At 34.8% G+C, this 26,596-nt stretch carries 23 protein-coding genes, 1 tRNA gene and 2 pseudogenes; 16 read left to right on the top strand and 10 right to left on the bottom strand.

Features of this window, described 5'->3' with window-relative positions:
- Together ccmA and NHG98_RS02190 are read left to right on the top strand one after the other, a co-directional pair.
- A complete protein-coding gene (ccmA, locus tag NHG98_RS02195) occupies positions 1–624 on the top strand; it encodes a heme ABC exporter ATP-binding protein CcmA (RefSeq protein ID WP_096560698.1) in 624 nt (207 codons plus the stop codon).
- A 396-nt stretch (positions 625–1,020) separates the two neighbouring features.
- Complete coding sequence (locus NHG98_RS02190; protein WP_259245509.1) at positions 1,021–1,314, top strand: hypothetical protein; 294 nt, start codon at positions 1,021–1,023, stop codon at positions 1,312–1,314.
- On the opposite strand, the pseudogene NHG98_RS06515 reads toward NHG98_RS02190, so the two are convergent.
- From NHG98_RS06515 to ispF, 4 genes and pseudogenes are all read right to left on the bottom strand, one after another.
- A pseudogene (locus NHG98_RS06515) lies at positions 1,284–2,181 on the bottom strand (IS110 family transposase). The gene NHG98_RS02190 and the pseudogene NHG98_RS06515 overlap by 31 nt on opposite strands.
- 171 nt (positions 2,182–2,352) lie before the next feature.
- A complete protein-coding gene (locus NHG98_RS02180; protein WP_259245508.1) occupies positions 2,353–2,499 on the bottom strand; it encodes a hypothetical protein in 147 nt (48 codons plus the stop codon).
- Between the two features lie 333 nt (positions 2,500–2,832).
- A pseudogene (locus tag NHG98_RS02175) lies at positions 2,833–3,753 on the bottom strand (IS110 family RNA-guided transposase).
- A 639-nt stretch (positions 3,754–4,392) separates the two neighbouring features.
- Positions 4,393–5,712 carry a 2-C-methyl-D-erythritol 2,4-cyclodiphosphate synthase gene (gene ispF, locus NHG98_RS02170; protein WP_096641508.1) on the bottom strand — a complete coding sequence of 440 codons (1,320 nt, stop codon included), beginning with the start codon at positions 5,710–5,712 and terminating at the stop codon, positions 4,393–4,395.
- Between the two features lie 85 nt (positions 5,713–5,797).
- On the opposite strand from ispF, the gene NHG98_RS02165 reads away from it, so the two are divergent.
- The 8 genes from NHG98_RS02165 (at position 5,798) to NHG98_RS02130 (ending at position 12,752) form a co-directional block, all read left to right on the top strand.
- A complete protein-coding gene (locus tag NHG98_RS02165) occupies positions 5,798–6,694 on the top strand; it encodes a PGAP1-like alpha/beta domain-containing protein (RefSeq protein WP_096641509.1) in 897 nt (298 codons plus the stop codon).
- A gap of 49 nt (positions 6,695–6,743) precedes the next feature.
- Entirely contained in the window at positions 6,744–7,808 is a 1,065-nt protein-coding gene (locus NHG98_RS02160) for an AI-2E family transporter (protein WP_096641510.1), read from the top strand.
- A gap of 129 nt (positions 7,809–7,937) precedes the next feature.
- Positions 7,938–8,573 carry a DnaA ATPase domain-containing protein gene (locus tag NHG98_RS02155; protein ID WP_096641511.1) on the top strand — a complete coding sequence of 212 codons (636 nt, stop codon included), beginning with the start codon at positions 7,938–7,940 and terminating at the stop codon, positions 8,571–8,573.
- 361 nt (positions 8,574–8,934) lie between these two features.
- Positions 8,935–9,921: a tyrosine recombinase gene (locus tag NHG98_RS02150; RefSeq protein WP_096641512.1), complete on the top strand. Its 987-nt coding sequence runs from the start codon at positions 8,935–8,937 to the stop codon at positions 9,919–9,921.
- A 55-nt stretch (positions 9,922–9,976) separates the two neighbouring features.
- Positions 9,977–10,702 carry a lysophospholipid acyltransferase family protein gene (locus NHG98_RS02145; RefSeq protein WP_096641513.1) on the top strand — a complete coding sequence of 242 codons (726 nt, stop codon included), beginning with the start codon at positions 9,977–9,979 and terminating at the stop codon, positions 10,700–10,702.
- Between the two features lie 50 nt (positions 10,703–10,752).
- Positions 10,753–11,022 (top strand): 30S ribosomal protein S20, encoded by a 270-nt coding sequence (rpsT, locus tag NHG98_RS02140; protein ID WP_006279236.1) that lies wholly within the window; start codon positions 10,753–10,755, stop codon positions 11,020–11,022.
- An 80-nt stretch (positions 11,023–11,102) separates the two neighbouring features.
- A complete protein-coding gene (locus NHG98_RS02135; RefSeq protein ID WP_096641514.1) occupies positions 11,103–12,353 on the top strand; it encodes a citrate synthase in 1,251 nt (416 codons plus the stop codon).
- Between the two features lie 261 nt (positions 12,354–12,614).
- Positions 12,615–12,752 (top strand): hypothetical protein, encoded by a 138-nt coding sequence (locus tag NHG98_RS02130; protein WP_259245504.1) that lies wholly within the window; start codon positions 12,615–12,617, stop codon positions 12,750–12,752.
- A gap of 429 nt (positions 12,753–13,181) precedes the next feature.
- On the opposite strand, the gene tldD is transcribed toward NHG98_RS02130, so the two are convergent.
- Positions 13,182–14,600, bottom strand: coding sequence for a metalloprotease TldD (tldD, locus tag NHG98_RS02125; protein ID WP_096617601.1), 1,419 nt, complete (start codon positions 14,598–14,600; stop codon positions 13,182–13,184).
- Between the two features lie 62 nt (positions 14,601–14,662).
- Between tldD and NHG98_RS02120 the strand changes: the two genes are divergently transcribed.
- The 4 genes from NHG98_RS02120 (at position 14,663) to NHG98_RS02105 (ending at position 17,057) form a co-directional block, all read left to right on the top strand.
- Positions 14,663–14,747, top strand: a tRNA-Leu gene (locus NHG98_RS02120).
- 70 nt (positions 14,748–14,817) lie between these two features.
- Positions 14,818–15,309: a hypothetical protein gene (locus tag NHG98_RS02115; protein WP_096617603.1), complete on the top strand. Its 492-nt coding sequence runs from the start codon at positions 14,818–14,820 to the stop codon at positions 15,307–15,309.
- Between the two features lie 261 nt (positions 15,310–15,570).
- Positions 15,571–16,278, top strand: a complete 708-nt coding sequence (locus NHG98_RS02110; RefSeq protein ID WP_096617605.1) for a uroporphyrinogen-III synthase — start codon at positions 15,571–15,573, stop codon at positions 16,276–16,278.
- Positions 16,278–17,057, top strand: coding sequence for an exodeoxyribonuclease III (locus tag NHG98_RS02105; RefSeq protein WP_096617607.1), 780 nt, complete (start codon positions 16,278–16,280; stop codon positions 17,055–17,057). Before NHG98_RS02110 ends, NHG98_RS02105 begins: the two co-directional genes overlap by 1 nt.
- A gap of 36 nt (positions 17,058–17,093) precedes the next feature.
- On the opposite strand, the gene NHG98_RS02100 is transcribed toward NHG98_RS02105, so the two are convergent.
- The 3 genes from NHG98_RS02100 to NHG98_RS02090 form a co-directional block, all read right to left on the bottom strand.
- Entirely contained in the window at positions 17,094–18,236 is a 1,143-nt protein-coding gene (locus NHG98_RS02100; protein ID WP_259245500.1) for a hypothetical protein, read from the bottom strand.
- Positions 18,237–18,271: 35 nt separating this feature from the next.
- Positions 18,272–20,836: a DNA polymerase I gene (gene polA, locus NHG98_RS02095; protein ID WP_096617609.1), complete on the bottom strand. Its 2,565-nt coding sequence runs from the start codon at positions 20,834–20,836 to the stop codon at positions 18,272–18,274.
- Positions 20,837–21,496: 660 nt separating this feature from the next.
- Positions 21,497–21,619, bottom strand: a complete 123-nt coding sequence (locus NHG98_RS02090; protein ID WP_259245499.1) for a hypothetical protein — start codon at positions 21,617–21,619, stop codon at positions 21,497–21,499.
- Between the two features lie 311 nt (positions 21,620–21,930).
- Between NHG98_RS02090 and bcp the strand changes: the two genes are divergently transcribed.
- Positions 21,931–22,398: a thioredoxin-dependent thiol peroxidase gene (gene bcp, locus NHG98_RS02085; RefSeq protein ID WP_096617403.1), complete on the top strand. Its 468-nt coding sequence runs from the start codon at positions 21,931–21,933 to the stop codon at positions 22,396–22,398.
- Positions 22,399–22,414: 16 nt separating this feature from the next.
- Complete coding sequence (gene recF, locus NHG98_RS02080; RefSeq protein ID WP_096617399.1) at positions 22,415–23,494, top strand: DNA replication/repair protein RecF; 1,080 nt, start codon at positions 22,415–22,417, stop codon at positions 23,492–23,494.
- 226 nt (positions 23,495–23,720) lie between these two features.
- Here the strand turns inward: recF and NHG98_RS02075 are convergent, their stop codons facing one another.
- Together NHG98_RS02075 and leuS are read right to left on the bottom strand one after the other, a co-directional pair.
- Positions 23,721–23,981 carry a transposase gene (locus NHG98_RS02075; RefSeq protein WP_096617397.1) on the bottom strand — a complete coding sequence of 87 codons (261 nt, stop codon included), beginning with the start codon at positions 23,979–23,981 and terminating at the stop codon, positions 23,721–23,723.
- 157 nt (positions 23,982–24,138) lie between these two features.
- A complete protein-coding gene (gene leuS / locus NHG98_RS02070) occupies positions 24,139–26,589 on the bottom strand; it encodes a leucine--tRNA ligase (protein ID WP_096617395.1) in 2,451 nt (816 codons plus the stop codon).
- Between the last annotated feature and the right edge of the window lie 7 nt (positions 26,590–26,596).

Genomic DNA, 26,596 nt, shown 5'->3' with positions numbered 1-26,596 from the left:
ATGCTCGAATGTGAAAATTTATCCTGCGCTCGTAATAACAAAGTATTATTTAAACATCTCAGTTTTAAAGCTGAGCCAAAATCAAAGATTCTAATCACTGGTCCAAATGGTAGTGGTAAAACCAGCTTAATTAGAAGTTTATCTGGACTTTTACCGCCGGTATCAGGCAATATAAGGTACTGCGGAAAAGACATATATGATGATCCAAAATCCTATATACCTTCTATGGTCTATATAGGCCATAAGAATGCCTGTAAAGATAGCTTAACTGTTGCTCAAAACATAGAATTCTGGGCAGGAATACGAAATACTAGGGAATTGATTATGGCAGCTGTTTGTTGCTTGCAGTTGCAATCTGTACTTAATATTAGATATGGCGAACTTTCTGCAGGTTGGAAAAGAAGAGTTGCGCTTGCTCGCCTCTTGATTTCTAATGCAAACGTTTGGCTGATAGATGAACCATTTTGTAATCTTGATAGTGCAACGTGTGAATTAGTGCTGAACCTAATCTCAATACGCTCTGAGCAAAATGGTATAGTAATTATTACAGGGCATAGCTCTACAGAGCAATTGTGTGATTTTACAACGATTAATATACGTGATTTCAATAGACTTCTTGCATAGTTTTTGGCAACAACCGTTAGAAACGAAAAAACTTACTTGACAAGCTTTGCCAGCCCCCTTATTATAACAGTAAGGGTATTTATGACTCAAAACTTGTTTTTGACCTGCAGGCTCAATGACAAAATTCAGTAAAAAACTCAGAGTATTTATTGGCGGATTACATAAAATTATAGCGGCTGCATGTCTTTTTTATTTTTTCTACATTCAGCCAAATCGCGCTTATTTTAAGCGTTAGCACATTATTACAGCGCCACTTACAGTAATATAGAGTCAAAACTCGCTACTCGGGGCTTCTTTTGCCTTTTTTTCGTTTGGTAAATTTCTTAACGTTTGTAGCTAAACGACAACCGTCATCCTGCTACGTGTTAGCGGGATCTATGTTAAGAGATACCGCGAATGAATCGCGGTATGACGGTTCACGGTGGCATGACGGTTCGTGGCGGTATGAAGGTTAAGCAATTCGTCATCCCGCTACGTGTTAGCGGGATCTATGTTAAGAGATACCGCGGCGGAATGACGAGGATGCCGCCGCGAACTTGTCATTCCAGTCTGGAATCCAGTTTTCCATATAATCTCATCGAAAACGTTGTAACCACTTTCTATGATAGTTTGCTTGTGAGCAACCTGGATCCCAGATACTGTCTCTGCTGTCAAACAAATTATCCAACAAAATTACAATTAAATGGTTGATTATTTTTAAGAATACCAAAAAAGACATGCATTAATTTTCGCATTAACGCAAAAACTATGACATTTGCCTTTACTTGCTAGACGCTGACAAAACTTTTGAAAATGATTATTATGGTTTTTGACTACGGCATATAAAGAGCTTTTCGAATACGCTCAGATCCTATTTTGCATATGCAACTTCTCTGACGATCCCGATTGATAATGTCCTGGCAGCAAAAGCTGTAAATTGTTTAGCATTGTCAAAGTTATCAACTGATGGCATTTCTGCGACAACAGCAGTAAGATATCCTATACCTTTTATAGTCTTAAGGTTTTCCACCATATTTTTTAGATGTGGATAGTTATTTATATGCTCATTAATTTCTTTTTCGAGAACAATAATTTGCTCCTCTATTGCGAAAATTACTTTAGATATAGCTTCTTTGCAACTGGAATGCATATTTTTGTTTTCCAAGCGATTTGTCTGTTGCACCTTATCATCTTTTAGCGATAACGGTAAAGCTCCCTAAAATGCCTCATTTCAGGTGCAATGGGCTTCCAAAGAGCAGGTTTGTTGGCGATACAAAATCTATAGCTGCATCTGATTTATCTGTCTTATTTCTGAGCAGCTCACTTTTGCCAAAAGCTTTCTGGGTTTAGTATACTGACATTATGTCCTAAATCGTGCATAAAAGTAGCCAAATCTTCTCCATACCAACTCAAGACATAAATGAGTAAGATTTGCTCCATGGCCATTGCACCAAACTACAAGTTTTGCAAAACCATCTTGATTATTTTGAAAGACTTTGTGTCGTTTTTTACTGTCCACTAACAAACATCAAATTTCTTTTTTGAAATATCCACACCCAAAATAGCATTTACTTGCATAAAATTGCCTCCAAGACTATAAATAAACTGAGAGTTTAGACTAACCTTGTAATACGGGATATAATTCCAAAAGATACTGTTCAGTCTTTAACTCTATGGGAGGGAAGCAAAATCTGGCTTAATGGCATTAGTGTCGCATCAGCTTCACCCTCCCTGTGAGGTATTTTAGCTCTAATGCCTCACATCATAAAGATACAAGTTCACGCACTGGCATGACAGCAGTCCTACGTCATACCGCCGCGGTATCTCTAGATCCAGCTGCGGGATGACGAATTGCTTAACCGTCATGCCACCACGAACCGTCATTCCGCGATTCATTCGCGGTATCTCCCAGCATAGATCCTGCTAACACGTAGCAGGATGACGAATTGCTTAACCGTCATACCGCCACGAACCTTCATGCCACCGCGAACTGTCATATCAACTATGTTTTTTTTAAATTTTTTGAATTTAGTTTTATTACAACTCTTGTTTATAATTTTGTATTTTTATTCAATTAGAAAATGCATTTTTGACAATAAACACCCTAATTTATCATAGAAAAATTTTATATCAAACAACAGTTACTGCTTAGATTTTATGGTTAACGAATATGTGCTTTAAGTGTGTGTGGACGCACATATTCGTTAACTTATTTTCTATGCAGATTTTTTAATTCACATTAACTGCTTCTTTAAGCCTGGCATTAGCAATAACCATAATTTTACGCATTAGAGCTTACCATCTTCTTCTTACCACTTTCAATGAGCTTGGAATAAAAGGCACCAAGTGCAGATTTGGACTTTGCAGCAGCCATTGCAGCCGTAAAAAGCTTAGTACGAACATTGCTTCTACCGCCTGTTATTCTTCGATAACCAATAGCTTTTCCACTTTCTTTTGGATGCGGTGCAACTCCAGCAAGACTTGCTACTTCTTTTCTGTTTAAGTAGCCAAGCTCCGGCATCAGACACACAAAATCTTGTGATAACTTTGGACCTATTCCTGGCACTGTTCTCAGAATTTTTTGGCGCTTCTGTAACTCTAGATTTTTATCAATGATTTTTTGTATGGCATTATTGAGCTTATTTATCTGACTGTTAAAAAAGTCAATGGTTTTTTGGCAACTTTTTTTTGTGTAGTCATTTTCAGGTGCTTCCAACCTACATTTCTCTTGGGCTCTCATTTGTGTAAGGTCATCACGACGTTGACAAAGTGCAATCAAAGTTGATTGTTCTTTAGAAGTAGGGAGAAAGAGTTCTATGGCGCATACTGAGCAAGAGCCATTGCATCTGATTTATCAGACTTTGCTAAAGTTCCGTGAGACAAGATAAAGCTTTTTACTTTACGGGTATTAGCTCGATGTACAGCGATATTCTTGTCAATAAGAAAATGCGATAAACCAAGCTCATATTTTCCTGTATTTTCTAAAGTTACTAAAGAATTAGGTAAGATACCTGAAAACTTTTTAAACAATTGTTGCCAACCAGAAGCATTATTATCAAATTCGACAACACTCTTCTGTGTGTGAACCGCAACAACATTTTTAAATTTTCCGATGTCAATACCAATAAAGTTTTGATAAGATGTAACCATATTAACAACCTCGATAGTTTATTGATTTAAGATTGTAAACGGGTGCATACATATGTCCCATGCAACTATTCAAACGTATCGAGGGATAGGGCTAGTGTACCTTGATATAGACGGTTGTTATAACACCAACGCCGCGCACACGCCCGTGATAGCTCTATTCCTATAGTGAGTAGAGTTATCTTCCCTCTTGTTTCTTTTATAACATATTTTTAACTTACAACCGCCGCGGCGCTAACACGTAGCGGGATGACGGCAGTCCTACGTCATACCGTCACGGTATCTCATCCGCTAACACATAGCGGAATGACGGTTGTCGTTTAGCTATAAATGTTTAAGAAATTTACCAAACGAAAAAAAAGGCAAAAGAAGCCCCGTGGTGCGAGTTTTGACTCTATATTACTGTAAGTGGCGCTGTAATAATGTGCTAACGCTTAAAATAAGCGCGATTTGGCTGAATGTAGAAAAAATAAAAAAGACATGCAGCCGCTATAATTTTATGTAATCCGCCAATAAATACTCTGAGTTTTTTACTGAATTTTGTCATTGAGCCTGCAGGTCAAAAACAAGTTTTGAGTCATAAATACCCTTAATACTACAATAAGGGACCTGGCGGAGTTTGTCAAGTAAGTTTTTTCGTTTCTATTCCCAATAAAAGTTTGTATGCAATAACACAGAAACATATGCTGCTATTCCTTCATTTCTTCCAATAGAACCTAATTTTTCTGCAGTAGTTGCTTTGATATTTACAAATTCATCATCAATTTCTAATGCTTTTGATATGAATTTCTTCATTTCTACTTTGTAAGGCAATATTTTAGGCTCCTCACAAACTATAGTAATATCTAAATTAGACACGCTGTACCCTTTTTCCTTTGCTTTTTTAGCAGCAAAGTCAAGAAAGTGAGATGAATTGCAATCTTTCCATTCAGAGGAACTAGGAGGAAAGTGCTCTCCTATGTCGCCACATCCCAGTGCTCCGAGTATTGCATCAACGATTGCATGTATTGCAACATCACCATCAGAGTGCGCTTCTATTGCCATGTTGTGTTCAATTTTCACACCGCAAATTTTTATAAAGCTCTCAGCACCATTTTGAACTTTAATGAACTTATGTATATCATAACCAGTTCCGACACGAAATTTTGGCTCTTCAAAGAGAAGCTTTGCCATATTGATATCCTCTTTTGTGGTTAACTTAAAATTGCTTTTCTCACCTTTAATAATCGCAACATGTTTTTTGTGCTCTACCATTAGTGATGAATCGTCAGTAAATTCTTTGTCTGATTGATGGCACGATAATAATTCTTTGAAATTAAAAATTTGAGGAGTTTGTATGGCTCTGAGTTTTCCTCTTGAAATCGTAGATTCAACGAAATTATTACCCACCAATGACATAGTGTCTTCGACTTCTATTGCTGGTACTACTCCTGTATATTGATCATTAATCATGGACTGAGCCAAGTTATCTATCAGAACATTTGACACAAAAGGCCTACAAGCATCGTGTATAACTACAAAATCTGGGTTAATTTTTTGTAAGCTTTCAAGCCCTAGTTTAACTGAACTTTGTCTGCTTTCTCCTCCATATATTGGACTTAGTAATTTAGTGTCTACACCTCCTGTCATCCAAGTAGCTTGACTACTTGTTTCTTTTTTCCTAGATTCCAGCGTCACGCGCTGGAAGGAGTGTACCGCTGATTTTTCACTTAAATAATGATTGTACAAGAGCTCCATCGCTTCCCTATAAAAACTTTCATGGTCTCTATTAATTGCTATTCTTATATAATCTATATATTGGTTAGCCAGAAATCTTTTAATTGTATGAAATAAAACAGATTTACCTGCAAGTTTTGTATACTGCTTAGGAATTGTGTTACTGCATCTACTGCCTACTCCCGCTGCAACTATTAATGCTGCTATTTTGTATTTCTTAAGTCTGTTAGTGTGCATATTTATCATTTTCAGCGTAAATGTATAGTAACAAATTATTTACAGTTTTAAAAAAAGAGTGTATTATCTTATTAAGATATAACACGATGCTAGAATGCACATTACTAAGTGTAATAAAGAAAATGAGATACACCTTATATTCTTTCATGGAATAGGGGATAACTATAAAAGTGCTCACAATTATGTACAAGGTTTAAATGGATCAAATAATAACCATGCACATAAATATCCAAGCGCATTTCAGAACTACATAACTTATGCTGCAGTTAGCTTTTTGTTCCTCGTGGCATCTGTATCAGCGCCCATTGCAATATTACTACTTATAAGCCCCATAACAGCTGGAGTAGTTGGTTTAGCAAGCTTAGCTGCTCTAACTTGCATTTTTTTATCCGTAATGCTTATTTTTATTCCCTTTATAAATAGAGATCAAAGTTTGCTTAAGCCCTCGATAGAAGAAATCAATGAATTAATGGACAAGGGTGTAAGACCTGAAAACATTATACTTTTTGGCCATTCCTTTGGAGGAGCAGTTGCATCGGCAGTTTTGAAGCACTTTGCAGACAAAAACGTTAAACTTGGAGGTGTTATTTTTACTAGCACTTTCAGCTCTTTTCATACAGCAATAGGGCATTTTCCGATCCCCCAAGCAAAAATTTTAAGTATGTTGCCCTCATCCATTTTAAAAAAATTGCTAAAGGCTTTAGATCTAGATTTTGATTTAGTGAACAATATACGAAAGTTGCAAGATGAGGGAAAATTGAATATGCCAGTAATAGTTATTAATAGCAAAAGAGATCACTTAATACCACAACCTGCACAATTGGCGCACGCAATAGAAAATGATGTATTGCCACGTGAAAAACTGATCAAGACTGTTAATTCGAAAAGTTATGAAGATGATCCACATAACGGAGTTTTATTTAGCTGGGAATTAGATAAAAATTTGACTGATCTAATACCTAATAAAATTGATAAAACAATGAATAGATAGTACTTACAATAAACTGTATATTTTTCAGTAAATTGACTATGCTAAAAGTATGCAAAAACGTCATATAACTATTTGTTTTATACTGCTTTTTATAATAGGGATGTTATTCCTGATGCGTCCTATGATTTTTCCATGTTTAATATCTATTGTTATTGCATATTTGTTTAATCCGCTAGTAGTCAAGTTTGAAAAGTATAAAATACCGCGTTCATGTTCTGTAATTTTTATAATACTTGTTTTATTAATAGCTTTTATACTAATTATAACATTTGTTTTACCTATTATATATGTTCAAATTACTTCGATATTAAATTTCTTAGTGAGTAAAGTGCCTTCATTAAAACTTAAAGTAATTCCCTCTGTATTAGAATTTCTTAATATAAAAATCGAGGATAGCTTATTTGATCACTTATCTAAAAATCTAGCAGAAAATTACAGCGACTATGTATCTTATTTCATGAATGCTCTTGATATTGCTAGTAACTTTATAATCCAAGTGTTAAGTTCAAGCTTTAACACGGTATCATTAATGGTGATTACTCCTGTAGTGTTTTTCTATATATTACGTGATTGGCCTTTAATTATAGAAAAAGCTAATAAATTAATTCCTGTTTCTTATAGAGAAAAAGTTGTAAATTATTTTTCCAAAGTGGATTTCATCATATCTAATTATCTAAAGGGGCAGGTAAATGTATGTATTGTCATGATGGTCTTTTACTCTGTGAGCCTGAGCATAATCGGATTGAAACACTCTATTGTTATTGGAATTTTATCAGGAATGTTAACGTTCATACCTTACGTAGGACCATTATTATATACCATTATTGGGTTTTTGAGCGCTATTACTCAATTTAGTGGATGGTTTGAAAGTGCTGCCGTTTTGCTATTATTTGGTGTTGGACAATTAATAGATTCAAACATATTAGTTCCTTTATTAATAGGAAAAAAAGTTCATATACATCCAGCTGTAATTATTCTGGGAATTACTATATGCGCTTCATATTTTGGATTTACAGGTATATTACTTTTTATTCCAATAATAGCAATGTTCAATGTATCAGTAGAATATGCAATCAATAAATATTTTAAAAGTGAGCTTTATAAAAACGGCTAACAGACCTTTTGCATAATCAATTTATGGTAAGAGGAGAAATGAGCCTAGAGTACTTGAGATATTTGAGGAGCGTAAGTAAATTTCTGCGCAAAAATTACTACCAGAAAGAGGTTACGTAAGAGGTTTAATGTGCAATTAAATTTATTTAACAACAATCAAGCTGATTATAGTCGGCAAAATTACATCATCTTAGATGAAAATAAGCACATATATAATTCAGTAATTGAGGATTTATCTTGGAGATGTCTAATTCTTTTTGGACCTAAAAGCTCTGGTAAAACTCATCTTGCTCATATTTGGCAGTCAATAAACGATGCAATTTTTATCAATGTGAATAACTTTGTAAGCGAGATTAGGTATAGCGATGCTTTTATTTTAGAAGACGTACAAAACATTAAAGATGAAGCAATGTTATTACATTGTTACAATTACATGAAAGAAAATGATAAGAAACTGCTAATCACTTCTTCAATTTCGCCAAAAAAACTTAACTTCAAACTAAGAGATTTAAGTTCTCGAATATTATCAACTATCAGCGTAAAAATTTTGCCTGCAAGCGAGGAATTATTAAGAATCATGCTAATAAAACGATTTTCAGATAAACAGTTAAAAATTGATTTAAAAGTGATTAATTATATTTTAGCAAGAATAGAACGTTCTTTCTATAGCATTGATAAAATTATAGAGAAGATAGATAATGAATCTATAGGGTCAAATGTGACCGTTCCTTTTATTAGCACTTTATTAAAAAAAGATGCCATTTGATTTCTTCTTTTGTAAAGGTATATATTAAAAATTTATTAACACCCATAACACTAACGTAATTGAAATCTCTATCTGTCTATGTTAGAATTATAATAAATATTATGTTATAATAAATATAGACACAGCTAAGAAGTATTCTATATTTATAGTAGAGCTCACTTTATAAGGTGTTTTTTATAGATTTGACGTTATAATTTAACTATGATGAGAGTAAGATTAAATTTAAAAAAAAGGTTAAAGCAAAGGTTTGTGATATTCACTCTATTGATAAATGCCTTATTTGTCTCATATTTTCTCATAAGACACACAGGAAACACTTCCAATCAAATTATAGCCAAAGAAATAAATATAGGAGCTGATAATGAAAAATAAACAGTCGCAAAATAAAAAAGAAAATCTTTACATAACATATTACATAGATGCTTTGGCTTCAGAGAGGTCTGCTACACAAAATACTCTGGAAAGTTATCGTTCGGATTTACACCAGTTTGAAGAATTTCTATTAGAAAGCGGCACTACCTTGGTTGGCGTAAACAAAACCAATATTAAAGACTATGTGAAATCTCTATGCACACAAAAAAAATATAAAAGTAGCTCTATATCAAGAAAAATATCCGCTATGAAAAATTTCTATAAGTGTCTATTTAATGACGGAATAATAGATTTTAATCCAGCACCGGCTAATGATGCTGAATTAAAGAATCCAAAAGTTTCTCGTCCTTTGCCTAAGTATTTAAGTGTCGAAGAAATATTTTTGCTAATGGACACAGTGAGAACATCAGCAAGCAAATCGAATAAAGAGATAAGCAGCAAAAGGCTATGTGCGATTTTAGATATCCTTTACTCTTCTGGAATGCGTGTTTCTGAACTAATTGATATGAAGTTATGTGAAGTGTCACATTTAATAAACAGTAATAACAAAGAATGCTATATAATAATAAAAGGAAAAAGTGGTAGAGAGAGGCAAATTCTTTTTAATGAACAAGCATTGCAGAGCCTTAGAAATTATTTATCAGTTCGTGACAATCTGATCCCTAAAGGAAAGGAATCTGATTGGCTATTCCCAGGTGATAAACCTAATAAACCAATTACAAGGCAGAGGGTCGGTCAATTAATGAAGGAGTTAGCAAGAAAATGCAATATTGATGAAAATAAGATCTCTCCACACGTGATTAGGCATTCTTTTGCTACCCATCTACTGAATAGCGGAGCAAATATTGTGTTGATACAGAAAGTTCTTGGCCATACTAACCTTTCTACAACACAAATATATACCCATATTGCTAACGAAAAGTTAAAGGACAAATTAGCTGATTCGCATCCTATTACTCAGATGATCAATAATTAAACTTATTGCTTTTAATTTGTAGTAAAGTTAAATTCAAATAAGTTTATGTGAGTTTGTGATTTCAAGTTTACTGTTTAATTTTTTCCTTATATTATGGGAAGTATTCTATACTTTAATTGCTCTCCCTGTAATTTTCTTTCCTGAGTATGTAATAACCATTTTCCTCGCCTGTTCGGTGAGAGTTGTATTATTCATGCTGCGTTTATTATGTGGCATTAAATATGAAGTGAGGGGAATGGAAAACATTCCTAAGCAACCTTTTATCATTGCATCTAAACACCAATCTCCATTTGAAACATTTATTTTTATACTACTATTTAGAAAAGCGGTTTTTATTTTAAAACGTGAATTGAAATGGATTCCATTCATTGGTTTACATCTTATAGCGCTGAAAATGATTTTTATTAACCGTTCAGATGGTATCAGTTCTATACGCCATATAATTAAACTAGCAAAAATGCGTATAAAAGAAAATAGAAGCATAATAATATTTCCTGAAGGTACAAGAACGACTATAAACCAAAATATAAAATATCAACCAGGTATTGCTGCTTTATATAGCGTATTATCTGTTCCTGTGTTACCGGTTGCTTTAAACACTGGTTTGTTTTGGCCAAAAAGCATACTTTCTCTGAGAAAGAATCCCGGAAAGGCAGTAATAGAAATATTGCCTCCAATATATCCTGGGTTAAACAAAAATGAATTCTTGCAAAGTCTAGAAAAAATTATTGAAGAGAGAAGCAGTAGATTAACCATAGAAAAAACTGATATTGCAAATTAACAAAAAAACTTTATAATTAAAAAAAAGTACAGTATTTTAGGTATTAATATATGGCAAATCATAAGAGTGCTAAAAAAATGATAAAGGTAATAGCAAAGCGCACTTTAATAAATAAGATGCGGAAAAGTAAAACTCGCACCGCTATTAGAAAATTGGTTGATATAATCAAGTCTGGCGACAAAGAAAATGTTGTTCTGGCATTTCGGAATGCTGAATCTAATTTGCACAAGTGTGTGAATAAAGGTGTTATTCATAGGAATACTGCTGCGCGTAAAATAAGTCGCTTAAATGCAAAAGTAAAAGCATTGATGACCGCTTAATACGGTTAATGTAAAGTTAACTGTATTAATATATACTCTTCAGTTTGTATATTCTGTATAAAATTTAAGTAGCTTAAGTGATGGATAAAAAAGCGCTATTAGAACTAAGTAATGGATTAAAAATTGAGCTACCCATATTAAGTGGAACAATAGGTCCTGACGTGTTAAATATCAAGGATTTATATAAGACGACAGGATTATTCACTTATGATCCGGGGTTTGTTTCCACAGCTTCATGCTCTTCCACAATTACATTCATTGATGGAGATAAAGGAGTTCTTAAGTATAGGGGACACGATATAGCTGATTTGGCAGAGAATAATAGTTTTACTGCTGTGATTTATTTATTGCTCTATGGTGAACTACCCAATTCAGAGCAACACAAAAAATTTCTTCTCAAAATACAAGAATCATCCAAAGTATCAGAGCAAGTTACAAATGTAATTAAAGCATTTCCAAAGACTGCTCACCCTATGTCGATTTTAGTTGCATGTTTTGCAAATTTGTCAGCATCTTACCATGAAACACATGGCAACAATGTCAATGGTGAAGATTTAGATTTTGGAATTTCTGCAATAGCACAAGTTCCTGCAATTGTTGCAATGATTTATAGGCATATCAACAATCAGGAATTCATAAATGCTAACAATGAATTAAGTTACAGTGAAAATTTCTTAAAGATGATATTTGGCGATGCTGTTGATAATGATAAAAGCGCCCTTTTTGCAAAAGCTCTGGATAAAATATTTACTCTCCATGCTGATCATGAACAGAATGCTTCTACGGCGGCCGTCAGATTGGTGGGATCTGCTGGTTCTAATCTGTTTGCAAGCCTCTCTGCAGGAGTTGCTACACTTTGGGGACCAGCACATGGTGGAGCTAATGAAGCAGTTATAAATATGCTAAAAGAGATAGAGCAAAGTGAAGATATAGATAAATTCATCGAAAAAGCTAAAGATGATAAAGATCCATTTAAATTGATGGGATTTGGACATCGTGTTTATAAAAATTATGATCCGCGCGCGCGGATATTGAAAGACGCTTGTCATGAGGTTCTAAGTAAACTAGAACAAAATAATGAATTGCTCAAAATTGCAAAAAAACTTGAAGAAATAGCTTTAAAGGATGAATATTTTATTGTGCGTAAGTTATATCCAAATGTTGATTTTTACTCAGGTATAATAATGAATGCTATCGATATTCCTTCAAATATGTTCACGCCTATTTTTGCACTTGCAAGAACCACTGGTTGGGTTACTCAGTGGTATGAAATGATAAATGATAAAGAAACTAAGATCTGTAGACCAAGGCAACTCTATTTTGGTAAATAAATTTACTTTCACTTCATTAGACTTCTTGTATAACCCAAGCTAAGTAGAAAAAAGGTATAGCTATACCGCCACGAACCGTCATTCCGCCGCAGACCGTCATACCGCCGCGGTATCTCTTAGCCGCTAACACGTAGCGGGATGACGATTGTCAGGCCAGCGCCCTTATGATGTCATTCCAGTGCTCCTTTTTTTTGTCATCCCAGTGCCCAGACACTGGGATCCAGGTTTTTTAGAGCTATCATAGGATGACAGAAGCACACTTTGTCATCCCAGTGCGTGACACTGGGATCCAGAAAACTTAACTCTACATCAAGTAAATGTACAATAAGAACTAGATCCCAGACTGGAATGACGCCCTACTTAACCGTCATACCGCGATTCATTCGCGGTATCTCTTAGCCGCTAACACGTAGAGGGATGACGGTTGTCGTTTAGCTATAAATGTTTAAGAAATTTACCAAACAAAAAAAAGGCAAAAGAAGCCCCGAGTAGCGAGTTTTGACTCTATATTACTGTAAGTGGCGCTGTAATAATGTGCTAACGCTTAAAATAAGCGCGATTTGGCTGAATGTAGAAAAAATAAAAAAGACATGCAGCCGCTATAATTTTATGTAATCCGCCAATAAATACTCTGAGTTTTTTACTGAATTTTGTCATTGAGCCTGCAGGTCAAAAACAAGTTTTGAGTCATAAATACCCTTATTGTTATAATAAGGGGGCTGGCGGAGCTTGTCAAGCAAGTTTTTTCGTTTCTGCGGGCTACTTGAATAACGGCTACAATGTTTGTACAATTGTGCGTCATGCGCTGTAATCCGCTTTAGCCCTTATCTATATCTCAGTTCCACCAACAGTTATTGCGTCGACTTTGAGTGTTGGTTGACCAACTCCAACGGGCACATTTTGTCCATCTTTTGAGCATGTGCCAACACCGGGGTCCAACTTTAAGTCGTTGCCAACCATGGATACTTTTTTTAGCACTGTTGGCCCATCACCAATTAGTGTTGCTCCTTTGACTGGCTGTGTAATTTTACCATTTTCTATTAAGTAAGCTTCTGAAGATGAGAAAACAAATTTCCCTGACGTTATATCAACTTGCCCACCACCAAAATTTACTGCATACAGACCTTTCTTTACGCTAGATATTATTTCTTTCGGCATATGTTTCCCTGGTAACATATAGGTGTTTGTCATGCGCGGCATAGTAACTTCTTTATAACTCTCTCTTCTACCATTACCAGTCGGATTTACACCCATAAGCTTGGCATTCATATGGTCCTGCATGTAGCCTTTGAGAATTCCATCCTCTATCAATATATTATAACTGGATGGAGTACCTTCATCATCTATGCTAATAGAACCACGCAAATTAGGAAGAGTTCCATCATCAACTACTGTGATGCCACTAGCTGCTACTTGTTTACCAATAGAATTTGAAAATGCTGAGACTCCTTTACGATTAAAATCGCCTTCGAGTCCATGACCCACAGCTTCATGCAACAATACTCCCGGCCAGCCCGGACCTAGAATAACTGTCATTTCCCCAGCTGGAGTTGGAATTGCTTCAAGATTTACCAGTGCTTGTTCCAAAGCCTGGTTTGCAACTTCTTTCCACTTTTTCTCAGAAACAAACTTACTATAAGAATCCCTTCCACCGTGTCCTGCGGAGCCTCTCTCGGTTCGACCATCTTTCTCTACGATGACTAACACATTAAAACGTACTAAAGGTCTGATGTCGCTTAATCTGTGATCACCCCTTATTATCTGTACGACTTGCCATTCTCCACTTAGAGTTATTTTTACTTGCTTCACGCAGTTATTTTTGGACCTTACATACTCATTAACCTCATTGAGTAGTTTAATTTTTGAATTCAGATCCATTTCATTTATAGGGTTAATCCTCGAATATAGGCTTTTTGTCTCTTCGTTTAAATTTATTGAATTTGTTTTGTTTAAAGACACTGAGCTTTTTACCATAGAAGCAGCATTACTAATTTCTTTTTCGCTGATCTCAGAAGAACAAACGAAAGATGTACTATCCTCACAAAAAGACCTTAAACCAAACCCCCTTCTGGTATTCAAGTCCATATGTTTTAATATGTTATCCTCAAAAAGCAGGGATTCTGACTGGCAAAATTCTAGAAACAGCTCACCACCATCGCTATTGCTCAAAGCGTTATTGACTATTTGATATACGTTATTAATATTAACATTGTTTTGAGCGAAAAATATTTGATCTAGATTTGGCATTACCTTTGAACTAAAAATTGTTCAAGTATATTATTTAACTTTAACATAGTAAACTATAAAAAGCCCGGGTGGCGGAATTGGTAGACGCGCTAGCTTCAGGTGCTAGTAACTTTTTAAGTTGTGGAAGTTCAAGTCTTCTCTCGGGCACTCTTAGCTTCCATATTGCTTGTTGAATTAATTAATGCTATAATATAACATATTAGGTAATATTTATGCTATGTATGATGAAAAAAATAAGTTAGCCCACAGAAAGAAGGTACGAACTTATTCAAAACGCTTAGTTACTACACTATCTACTATCTCTTTCATTGGATACATAGCGGCATTGGTCTTGAATATTCCTGTCTTAAGTCTGTATTTTAGTATTGCCGGCACTATATTAAGTGCACTTTCGTTTGCTTTAAATATATGGTCATTAAAGGATCATTTTCTACAGAAGCAACTTGGTGTAGCAGGACAAAAAAAACTAACAAAGATCTGTCTTGATATTACATCTAACGTTTCGTTTTTAATAGGAGGAATTGCATCTATATTGCCTCTCGAATCTTCTATCATTCCTTTTCTTTCTACTGCTTTTTTCATTCTAGGCTGTGTTATTATGGCAGCCAATATCGTTCAGACTATGATCAGTAAACCACAGATAGAAGAAAATAATAACGTCAAAGGTGGTCATCCAGTAATTCTGAGGCAGTTAGAACTTAATTACTAAATATTAACAAATTAACTTATGTTGACTTATACAGGAATATTAGCTATATAATTCCACTGAAGGAAGCCATTCAAAAGAGTTCGACGTAATCAGCATTGAAAAAGTATAAGTGAATTTAAAGCTTAGTGGTAAATAGGGGACTGAGTATCCTCATTTCAACGTCAATTACTTGAATAGTTGCTCAAGCCATCAAAATAAAAATTTTTATTCAGTAATTTGTGTATAAAGGGTACTATTTTACTAGTAGTGAAATAAATCAGAATGAAGTCTATTTTATTAACGAGGCCTTTATTGGACTCGTTCAATACAAAAAATATATTGAGAAAGTATGGATACAAAGTTTTTATAGAACCAGTATTCACAATAAAGTACTTAAATCCTGATATATCTGCGTACGAATTTGACGTTGTGATATCTACAAGTAAAAACAGTGTAAAGGCTTTTAGTCAAATATGCAAAGTGGATGGCTTTCCGATTATTACGGTTGGTAATTCAACCATGCAGGCTGCAAAAAATTTGGGGTTTTCTGATATAATCTCAGCAGACAGCAATGTTGATGGTCTGATATCATTCATAAAAGCTCATTATTCAAATGCAATAAAGTTCTTATATATAAGGGGGCAAGAAGTATCATGTGATCTAAAAAAGAGATTATCTGAAGAAGATTTTAACGTAAGAGAAGTTGTACTCTATAAAACAATTATTAAAAGGAGTCTAACTAATAGGTGTAAAAATTTGCTGTTGGATGGTAAAATTGATGGTGTTGCTTTTTTTTCCTCACAGACAGCAAGGGTATTTTGTTCATTAGTTCTAAAAAGTGGGCTATCTCCTGTGATGAATAATGCAGTTGCATATACCATGAGTAAAAACATTGCTGATAGTTTAAAGTTAATCAAGTGGAAAAAAATTATAACATCGAGGTTGCCTACTAGGGAGAGTTTAATTGATATAATTAATAAGGATTGTTGATGCTAAAGATTGCAACTTGGAATGTAAACTCCATACGTAAAAGAATTAACCAACTTTGTAGTTTTATAGTTGATAGTCAGATAGATATAGTTTTGCTGCAAGAGATAAAATGTACGGAAGAGCAATTTCCTTATGCAGAGATAGAGAAGCTGGGATATGAATATGCTATCTATGGACAAGTTGCAAGAAATGGCGTTTGTGTTTTATCTAAATATCCGATACTGGGAAAATTAAAAATTGACATTGTAGAAGGTCATCAAGAAGCACGTTATATAGAATGTGTAATAAAACACACTAATCAGAAGGTAAGGGTAGGAAGTGTATACGTGCCAAACGGCCAAAGCCTAGACTCTCAAGCATTTGAATATAAACTCAAGTTTTTTGATAATCTATATGAAAGGATGAGTACTTTGTTGAATAGTGAAGAGTTAACTATTATAGCTGGAGATTATAATGTTGCACTGGATGAAATTGATGTTTTTGATTCAAATTTATTGAATGGCCAAGTGTGCTTTCATATAAAAGAACATGAGAAGTTAAGAGCAATCTTGAATCTTGGGTTTAAAGACGCGTTTAGAATATCCCACCCCAATTTGCAACAATTTACTTGGTGGCATTATCAAGGCAATTCACTCAGAAACAATCAAGGAATGCGAATAGATTATATGCTACTATCGCCACAAGCTGTAGATAAATTGGAAACATGCTACATAGATGATAGATTGCGTAAGCTAGAAAACCCATCTGATCATACTCCTGTTGTATGCGTTATAGAATAATAGTAGACCTCTTATACAACTCACTTTTTGGCAAACCTAGGTCTTACTTGGTTGCCGCACTGTGTTTTGAGCTAGCCGATCTACAGCAACTTGTTCAAGCACAGTAGACTGCTCACTCTTTTCGTTTTCCCTGTTGTTTCTCTGGGAAATTTGCTCAGGAACAGGTTGTTGTCCACTCTTTTCATTTTCCTGGAAAACTTTCTCAGAAACAGAAATAAGTTGCTCACTTCCTTTAGCTTTCTTGACTGAGGTTCCTAAAATTTTATTGATACCATCGCTAATTTCATTATCCCATTCTTTTCTTTCCTTTTCATCTCGTGAATGAGGGTTATACAAAGTACCTTTTTTGTTATTTGAAAAAAGAACTTCAACTCCTCTCTTTACGGCAAATATTGTGCCGATAGCAGTAAGAACTACTCCGAGTGTAGTAGGACCAAAAATTAACATTGGAATAGTGGAAAGAAGGACAGGAAAAAAGATCTTGCTTAAGAACGTTGTTGCCATCTCTTCATCACTGAGCGGTGGCTCACCCTCCTCTTTTTTATCTTTACTTAAGAATGGTATTTTTTCTTTCATCCCATTCATAAAAGAGCTAAAAAAGTTTTTAGGATTTACCTTTATTCCAAACAGCCACCCGGGAAGCTTTATGAATGAATCTTTAGCTTCTGTACCCCGTATATCAGCTACACACTTAGCTACTGCTTTTTCTATTTTACCATTCTTTAAATTCTCTTCATTAGCTAAATTTTCTTCTCTAATTTTTTCAAATACGGAAAGTAAAAGCTGACAAAAGTTTTCTTCACTTAGTAACTTTATATCTTCTTGATTAATATTATTGAATATACCTTCATGATTTTTTGATATAAAAGTAAAAATTTTCTTTTCATTTCCATTCTGTAATCGCTTTAATTGTTTGTTTAATGACTCCAGACCACGATGTAATTTTTGTTTTTCTTTATCTGAAAGTTCTTCTTTCAATTTCTGTTTCTTCTTTTCTATTTCCTGTTTCGTTTGCTTTTCTAGATTTTCTGGATTTTTTAAAGTATCTAGGAAAGCACGATAGATTGCCTGATATTCCTCTTTTTCAAAAATTTTCTCATCTTTGTTAGTTACCTGATTTGAAGGTTCCAAATTCTTTGTTTGTGGAGTTAATATTTTTGTCATAACTGAGTTACTCACATTTACTATACTTTAATTGTAGCATATTTTTCATATTAATTCAAATAATCTATACTCTTAGAATCCGCCATGTCTAAGTCATAATTAAGAGCCCAGTTGTCGCCAACTTTTATTTCTGCTTCAAGTGGTACAGAAATTTCTATTGCATTTTCCATTATATCTTTCATAAGTTCTGCCGTTTCTTGTACCTTTTCGTCCTCTACTTCAACCAGTAGTTCATCGTGAACTTGGAGGATTATTTTGCCTATTTTCAATTGATCAAAAAGCTGAATCATCGCACGTTTTATTATATCAGCAGCGGTTCCTTGCAGTGGTGCGTTTATTGCTGCCCTTTCTGCAAATTGTCTTACATAAGGAATTGTATTGTTTATGTCTCTTACAAAGCATCTTCTGCCAAATAAAGTTTCTACATAACCATGCAATCTTGCGATAGACACTGCTTTTTCCATATAGTCCTTTATTTCTGGGTAACAGGAAAAATAGTAATTAATGTATTCAGCAGCCTCTGCAATGGTAATTCCAAGCCGTTTTGCAAGGCCAAACGGACTAATGCCATATATAATTCCAAAATTAATGGATTTTGCTTTGCGTCTTAATTGCTCATCTATTTCTTGCACTCCAAAAACTTGCCTAGCGGTGATATCGTGAATATCTTGTCCATTCGCAAAAGCTTCTTTAAATGCTGCAACGTTTGCAACGTGTGCCAGGAGTCTTAACTCTATTTGTGAATAGTCGGCAGAAATTATCTTGTATCCTTTTGGTGCAATAAACGCTTGTCTGATAAGATTTCCCTCTTCGCTTCTGATAGGAATATTCTGTAAATTAGGATTGCTGGAGCTCAGCCTTCCAGTTGCAGTTGCAGTCGTTGAAAAGTTTGTGTGTATCCTACCATCAATGGGATCAACTTGCTTTATTAGCGCATCAGTGTAGGTGCCTTTTAATTTACTTAAATGTCGCCAACTTAAAATTTTACCTGCAATTTCTACCCCTTCTTCTTCGAGTGCCTCTAGAACTTCATAATTGGTGCTATACGATCCAGACTTTGACTTCTTCTTTTTACTTAGCCCCATTTTATTAAATAAAATATCACTTAATTGTTTTGGTGACGCAATATTAAATCTTTCCTCTGCTAAGTTATATATCTCATCTTCAAGCACGGCAATTACCTGCTGAAATTTATCGGACAGCTCCTGTAATTTTTGTATGTCCAGTAGTATTCCATTTTTCTCCATATCAAATATTACTTTCATAAGTGGCTTATCGAAGCGCTCGTAAATTGTGAACAATTTTTCCTGAAATAACCTCTGCTTTAGCTTTTCATGAATTGCTATTAAAGTTTTTGCCGAGAAAATTTCTGCATTTTCACTCAAATTATGCGCAACTATGTTTGGAATACTGTGATCATGCTTTCCTGTATCCAAGCTATACGACATTATCATCAAATCATCAACTGAATCTAGCATCTTCTCCACTGCAGGAAAGATTTTCCTCATCTCTTTAATGTTATGTATTATTTTAAGCACCCCATTTGAGAGTAAAGTTAAGTTAATTACAACGAGTGCATTTTGTATGCTGTCTTGCTCTATATAAAAAATATTACTTTCGCTATAAGATAAACTTAATACATTGTTTTCAAGGTGGTAATGAATTGCAATTTTGCCTTCATATCTACAACGCTCTAAAAATTTCTCTAACTCTTCACTACTATATTCTGTTTTCTTTTCTCTGCTAGATCCATTATAAAAAAAAAGCTTTTCCATTTTACCTATTAAGGAATTGAATTCATACTTCTTTAAAAAGGATAATAATTTCTCCATATTTGGAGAATGGACTTCATATTTTGCAATATCATGTTGAAGGTCTACTTTTTCGCATAGTGATAAAAGTTCTCTTGAAATTAGTGCTTTTTCCTTATGTTCGGTAAGAATATTACGAATTCTCGTTTGCTCGATGTCATCAATGTTCTCTATAATATTATTCAATGAATCAAATTCATCTAGTAATTTAGCTGCAGTCTTTGGCCCTATTCCTGAGACGCCTGGAATGTTGTCAGATGCATCACCAGTTAGAGAAAATAAATCAAGAAGCTTGTGTGAGTTTACACCAAATTTTTCTACTATTTGTTTTTCATCTATATATATATTTTTAATGGGGTCGAATATTAAAATATTGTGGTTCAAGAGTTGAAATAAATCTTTATCTGATGAAACGACTACCACTTTAAAGTCTTGGTGGTTGGCGTATTTTGCAGCTAGTGTTGCGATTATGTCATCTGCTTCATAACCTTCAATTTCTTCATAGCTGAGGTTAAAAGCTTCTACAGCTTCCCTCAGTATGGTGAACTGTGGAATTAGATCCTCAGGAGGCGTTACTCTGTTTGCTTTGTATTCAGGATATAAATTGTGCCTAAAATTCTTTTTTCCTGCATCAAGTGCTATAGTTAAGTAGTCCGAATGGGCAATGTACTTAAGAACCATATTCAGAAAGCCATATACACCACCTATTGGCATTCCTGCTGTGGTAATTAAGTGAGGTAGTACATAGTAAGCTCTGAAAAGAAAACCATAGCCATCGATGATTGTGAAAGTTTTTTCTTTCATTGTAGATATTTATGCGTGCTTTTGATGGTCCACTATTTAGCTGCGAAAATCAAGTTTTTGTTTTTCTGCTTTTGAGCATTGTAAGAGATTTTACCGAAAATAGCATTCATGCATGGTTATACCAATTCCCATTAGACTTCTTGCATAACCATATAACATTGGGAATAGAGACGAAAAAACTTACTTGACAAACTCCGCCAGGTCCCTTATTGTAGTGTTAAGGGTATTTATGGCTCAAAACTTGTTTTTGACCTGCAGGCTCAATGATAAAATTCAGTAAAAAACTCAGAGTATTTATTGGCGGATTACATAAAATTATAGCGGCTGCATGTCTTTTTTATTTTTTCTACATTCAGCCAAATTGCGCTTATTTTAAGCGTTAGCACATTATTACAGCGCCACTTACAGTAATATAGAGTCAAAACTCCCACCACGGGGCTTCTTTTGCCTTTTTTTCTGTTTAGTAAATTTCTTAAATATTTATAGCTAAACGACAACCGTCATCCCGCTACGTGTTAGCGACTAAGAGATACCGCGAATGAATCGCGGTATGACGTAGGATTGCTGTCATTCCGCTATGTGTTAGCGGATGAGATACCGTGAATAAATCACGGTATGACGGTCTGCGGCGGAATGAGGGTTAAGCAATTCGTCATCCCGCTACGTGTTAGCGGGATCTAGAGATACCGCGGCAGTATGACGGTTAAGTAGGGTGTCATCCCAGTGCTCGGCACTGGGATACCTTTGTTGTATTGCCAAAGAGATGAGGAAACTAATGAGCATGACTTACAATGCTTAAGCTTAAAGCATTAGATGCTTTTTACAAGATACAAGGCAGAAACTTATCAATAAGCCCCCATCAAGAATCTTATCTGTTAGCTATATATAAAATTTGATACTCTGACTACAATATACTACTATAGATAAAAGTGTTATCAATGGAGCAAAGTATGGAATTAACAGTAGGAAATAATGTGCCATATTACTATAGTACCACAGAAGTGGTATTAATGGAACGAGATATGGAATTAGCAGTAGGAAATAATGTACCATATTACTATAATACCGTAAAAGTGTTATTAATGGAGCAAGGTATGGAATTAGCAGTAGGAAATAATGCACCTGATTTTAGCTTACCAACAGATTCTGGTGAAAATTTATCATTAAGTGAATTTTTTGATAAAAAAAATGTAGTTCTTTATTTTTATCCTAAAGACGATACTCCTGGTTGTAGGATGGAGGCAAAAGGCTTTAGAGATAAAATAGATGATTTTTCTTCCTTTGACACAGTGATAATTGGTGTATCAAAAGATAGTGTTAAGCGCCATGCTAACTTCAAAGCAAAATATTCTCTGCCATTTTCTTTAGTTTCTGATGAGAATGCTGAAATGTTGGAAAAATATGGTGTTTGGGTAGAGAAAAGTATGTTTGGCAAAAAGTATATGGGAATAGAGCGCACTACTTTTTTAATAGATAAAAAAGGTAAAGTAGTGAAGATCTGGAAAAATGTAAAAGTTAGTGGGCATGTTGATGAGGTTCTGGAAGAAGTAAGGAGAATGTAAACTAAAGAATAGGTTAATGGCTACCCATTGCTACATAAAAAAGCTGAAATTACATAATTTTCGTAGCCACTCAAACTTTGAACTGGATTCAGATGATAGCTCAGTTGTAATAACTGGCGAAAATGGTATTGGTAAAACTAATATACTTGAAGCAATCTCGTTGCTTGCTAAAAGCAATGGAATGAAAAAAGCAAAAGCTAGTGAGATACAAAATAGATTTAGTAATGAAGATTGGGTAGTGCACTATAATTTTTTTAATGGAACGGATTTTAATTCAATTGGTATCGCAAAGAGTTTTGATAAGAAACTAATACAAATTGATGGAAAAACGCAATCAAGTTATTCATCTCTGTATAAGATATCCAATGTAATATGGCTGATTCCACAAATGGACTATGTTCTTCTTAATTCTCCAAGTGACAGATTAAGATTTTTAGACCGTATAGTTTCACTGTTTGAAGAAAATTACACTTGCTGCTACATGAGGTATAGAAAAGCTAAGCATGAGCGAAGTAAACTATTGAGGGAGAACATTTTGAACAAAAACTGGTTCTCTAGTCTTGAAAACATAATGGCCGTTAATGCAGTTAGTATTTTACATATGCGATCGTCTGTTTTAAAAATATTACAAGATACAATTGATAACCATTCCAGTAAGCTTTTTCCGAAGGCAAGTTTGAAATTCAGCAGCCAGCTAACTTTGGACGATACTGCAGAATATTTTCAGAATCGTCTAAAGGAAAACAGAGAAAAAGATTCATTGACTGGTAGAGTAACCCTTGGTGTGCATAACGATAATTTTCGGGTTTTTTGTCAAAAAAGAAACGTACCAATAAATCTGTGTTCCACTGGAGAACAAAAGTTATTACTGCTTTCTATTATTTTATCCAGTGTAAAAGCAAGGTGTATTTATTACAATAAGGCACCACTTCTTCTACTTGATGATATAATGTCTCATCTGGATAAGCATTACAGAAAGGCGTTAATAGAGGAAGTGTTAAGTATTCAATGTCAAACTTGGATAACTGATGTAAATCAAGATAATTTCAATAGCTATCTTTATTCTTTCAAGTTTTTTGAATTGTTAAGTAAATAAGTGACAATATCCTTCTGCAAAAGGAAAGAAATACTTACGTCCTTGGTCTTTTATTATATGACTGTGACCTTACCCAGATGATATGAATAAGTATTGCTTAGTTGAAAGCAAGAGAAGATAATAACTTTTCAGAGTTGATAGGTGACAGTTCTTTTGAGGCACTTTCTGCTCTTACATGGAGTGTATGAAGAAGACCTCGTGACCCAGATTCTGCCACCGGTGTGGCTCACAAAATGTGATGACCTCGTATAGGAGTTTGGAACAACCGGTACTCTGATATATTGAGATATGCAATTGTGGTTCGCTCTAACCATACATTAAATACATCTTTATTAAACCCTCCTGTGAAGGTCATTGGTGCAATAAACTTCTTTTCAATCCATCCACCTATTATACTCACTCTTTCCCACTTTTTTCCTGGAACATCAGCATATATTTTTTCTCCTCTTGGAGCTCGTGCATATTCTCGGTATAGAATATATTTCATTCGCTTTTGAAAATACTATAAAACAGAAACAAAAGTGCTGTTTATTGCAGCTTTTGGGTAATTTAATGGTAAAAATTTTAGAGAGAAATTTTATACACTATCACTGATATTTTCCCTTAAGTTGACGCCATTGCCTGAACAGATACACTCGGATTTTTTATATAACTATATTTACTATCTTATTTGGTACAGCATATACAGTGCGAACTTTGCTTTGACCGATCTTACTGGACACAGAGTCTATCGCTATTTTCTTCAATTCTTCTTGAGGTAAGTTAATTGCTACCTCTATTGTTGTACGTAATTTTCCATTGATTTGCACTGCTATAGTTACCGTATCGTCAACTAATAATGATTCATCAGCTTTTGGCCAAGGTTGACCTCCTATTTCTTGCCATAGGCTTTCAGCTAGATGTGGTATGAATGGTTCGATTACTCTGATTAATATACATATACCTTCATCAATAAGAGATTTTCCAGTTTTTACATCTATTTCAGCTATTAAATTCGTCATCTCACGAAATTTTGCCACTACACAGTTTAATCTGCAGTTTTCCAAATCATCTGTAAGTCTGTGTAAGAGTTTATGAATTTTTTTTCTGTATTCTAGAAGTCCACCCGTAATACTTTCATTATCATAGTGTATATTTACAGGTCTCAGCTGCATGACCATACGCTGCAATTTATTTACATAACGAAAACAACCTTCCACGCCATCATCGGACCATTCCATATCTTTTTCTGGAGGAGTGTCGGACAACACAAACAAGCGAGCAGTATCAGCACCATATTTTTCTATGATAAAATTTGGATCAACTGTGTTCTTTTTCGACTTGCTCATTTTTTCAACTTTGCCCACTTGAACCTTAGCTCCTTGTGCAATCAACTCTTTTGCTTCTGCGGGAAATAGCCACTTACCATTTTCGTCTTTATAAGTTGCATGGCAGACCATTCCTTGAGTGATTAAAGTAGAGAAAGGCTCTTTAATATCAAAATAGCCACATTTGGTTAAAGCACGGCAGAAAAATCGTGAGTAAAGCAAATGCAGAATTGCATGTTCTATCCCACCTATATAATAATCAACAGGCATAAAACGATTACATGCATTTTTGTCTATTGATTTATCTTCACTACAGAATGCAGCAAAATACCAGGAAGACTCAAAAAAGGTATCGAATGTATCAGTTTCACGCTCTGCTTGCTTGCCACATTTTGGACAATCAACGAACTTCCAAGTTGGGTGCTTATCCAGCGGATTGCCACCACTTGTAAATTCTACATCTGCAGGTAGAACCACAGGAAGGTCTTTTTCTGGCACTGGAACAGTTCCGCAATCTTTACAATATATTATAGGTATAGGGCATCCCCAATAACGTTGCCTTGAAATTCCCCAATCATGTAAACGATAGTTTATCGTTTTCTTGCCTATTCCTTTTTCTTCAAGCTTTTTAATGGCTACTTTCTTTGCTTTGCTGACAGTTAATCCGTTTAAGAATTCAGAATTGAACATTACCCCATCGCCGGTGTATACTTCTTTTAAGGTCTCTGTGGCTTGTGCACCCTCTTCACGAACTACAGGAATAATCGGCAAATCATATTTCTGTGCAAATTCAAAATCACGCTGATCATGTGCAGGGCAACCAAAAATCGCACCTTCCCCATATTCCATCAACACAAAATTCGCTATGTAAAGCGGCAATTCCTTATCAAGAAATGGATGCTTGACGTTTAATCCGGTGTAAACTCCTATTTTTTCGCCATTCTCTCCCTTTGCCTTTATGTTATCAATAAAGTCTCGTATTTCTTTGTCCTTAAGATCCTGCACAATAGGGTACTCTGCTGCTACCGCAAAAAAAGAAGCTCCAAATAAAGTATGAGGAGAAGTTGTAAAAATCTTTAATTTCTTATTTAGACCAACTATTTCAAACTCTATGGTGACCCCTTCAGATTTTCCTATCCAGCGCTCTTGCATTGTTTTGACTTTTTCTGGCCAATTTTTTAGATCTTGCAAGCACTTGAGTAAATCTTCAGCGAAATCAGTAATCTTTAAAAACCATTGGGATAACTTACGTTTTTCAACAACTGCGCCTGACCGCCACCCTTTTCCATCGACTACTTGTTCATTTGCAAGCACTGTTTGGTCTACCGGATCCCAGTTAACCCACGACTCTTTTCGATAGGCAAGCCCATGCTTTAAAAAATCCAGGAAAAATTTTTGTTCGTGTTTGTAGTAATCAGGTTCACATGTGGAGAGTTCACGCTCCCAGTTATAAGAAAGACCTATAGATCTAAGCTGCGCACGCATACTATCTGTATTCTCTTTCGTCCATGCCGCAGGGCTAATATTATTCTCCCTTGCTGCATTTTCAGCTGGTAATCCAAACGCATCCCAGCCAATTGGATGCAAAACCTCAAATCCATTAGCTCTCTTGTAACGCGCTATCACATCCCCTATTGCATAGTTACGTAAGTGCCCCATATGAATTTTACCGGATGGATATGGAAACATCTCCAATACGTAACATTTCTCTTGTTCACTATTCTTGCTTACAGAAAAGTTCCACTTATCTTGATAAAATTTTTCAACGTTTTTAAAATCATATTTCATATAAATC

Origin of the sequence: Wolbachia endosymbiont of Aedes albopictus (assembly GCF_024804185.1) — a bacterium.
GTDB lineage: Bacteria > Pseudomonadota > Alphaproteobacteria > Rickettsiales > Anaplasmataceae > Wolbachia > Wolbachia pipientis_B.
This window is presented reverse-complemented; position numbering and strand designations above follow the sequence as displayed.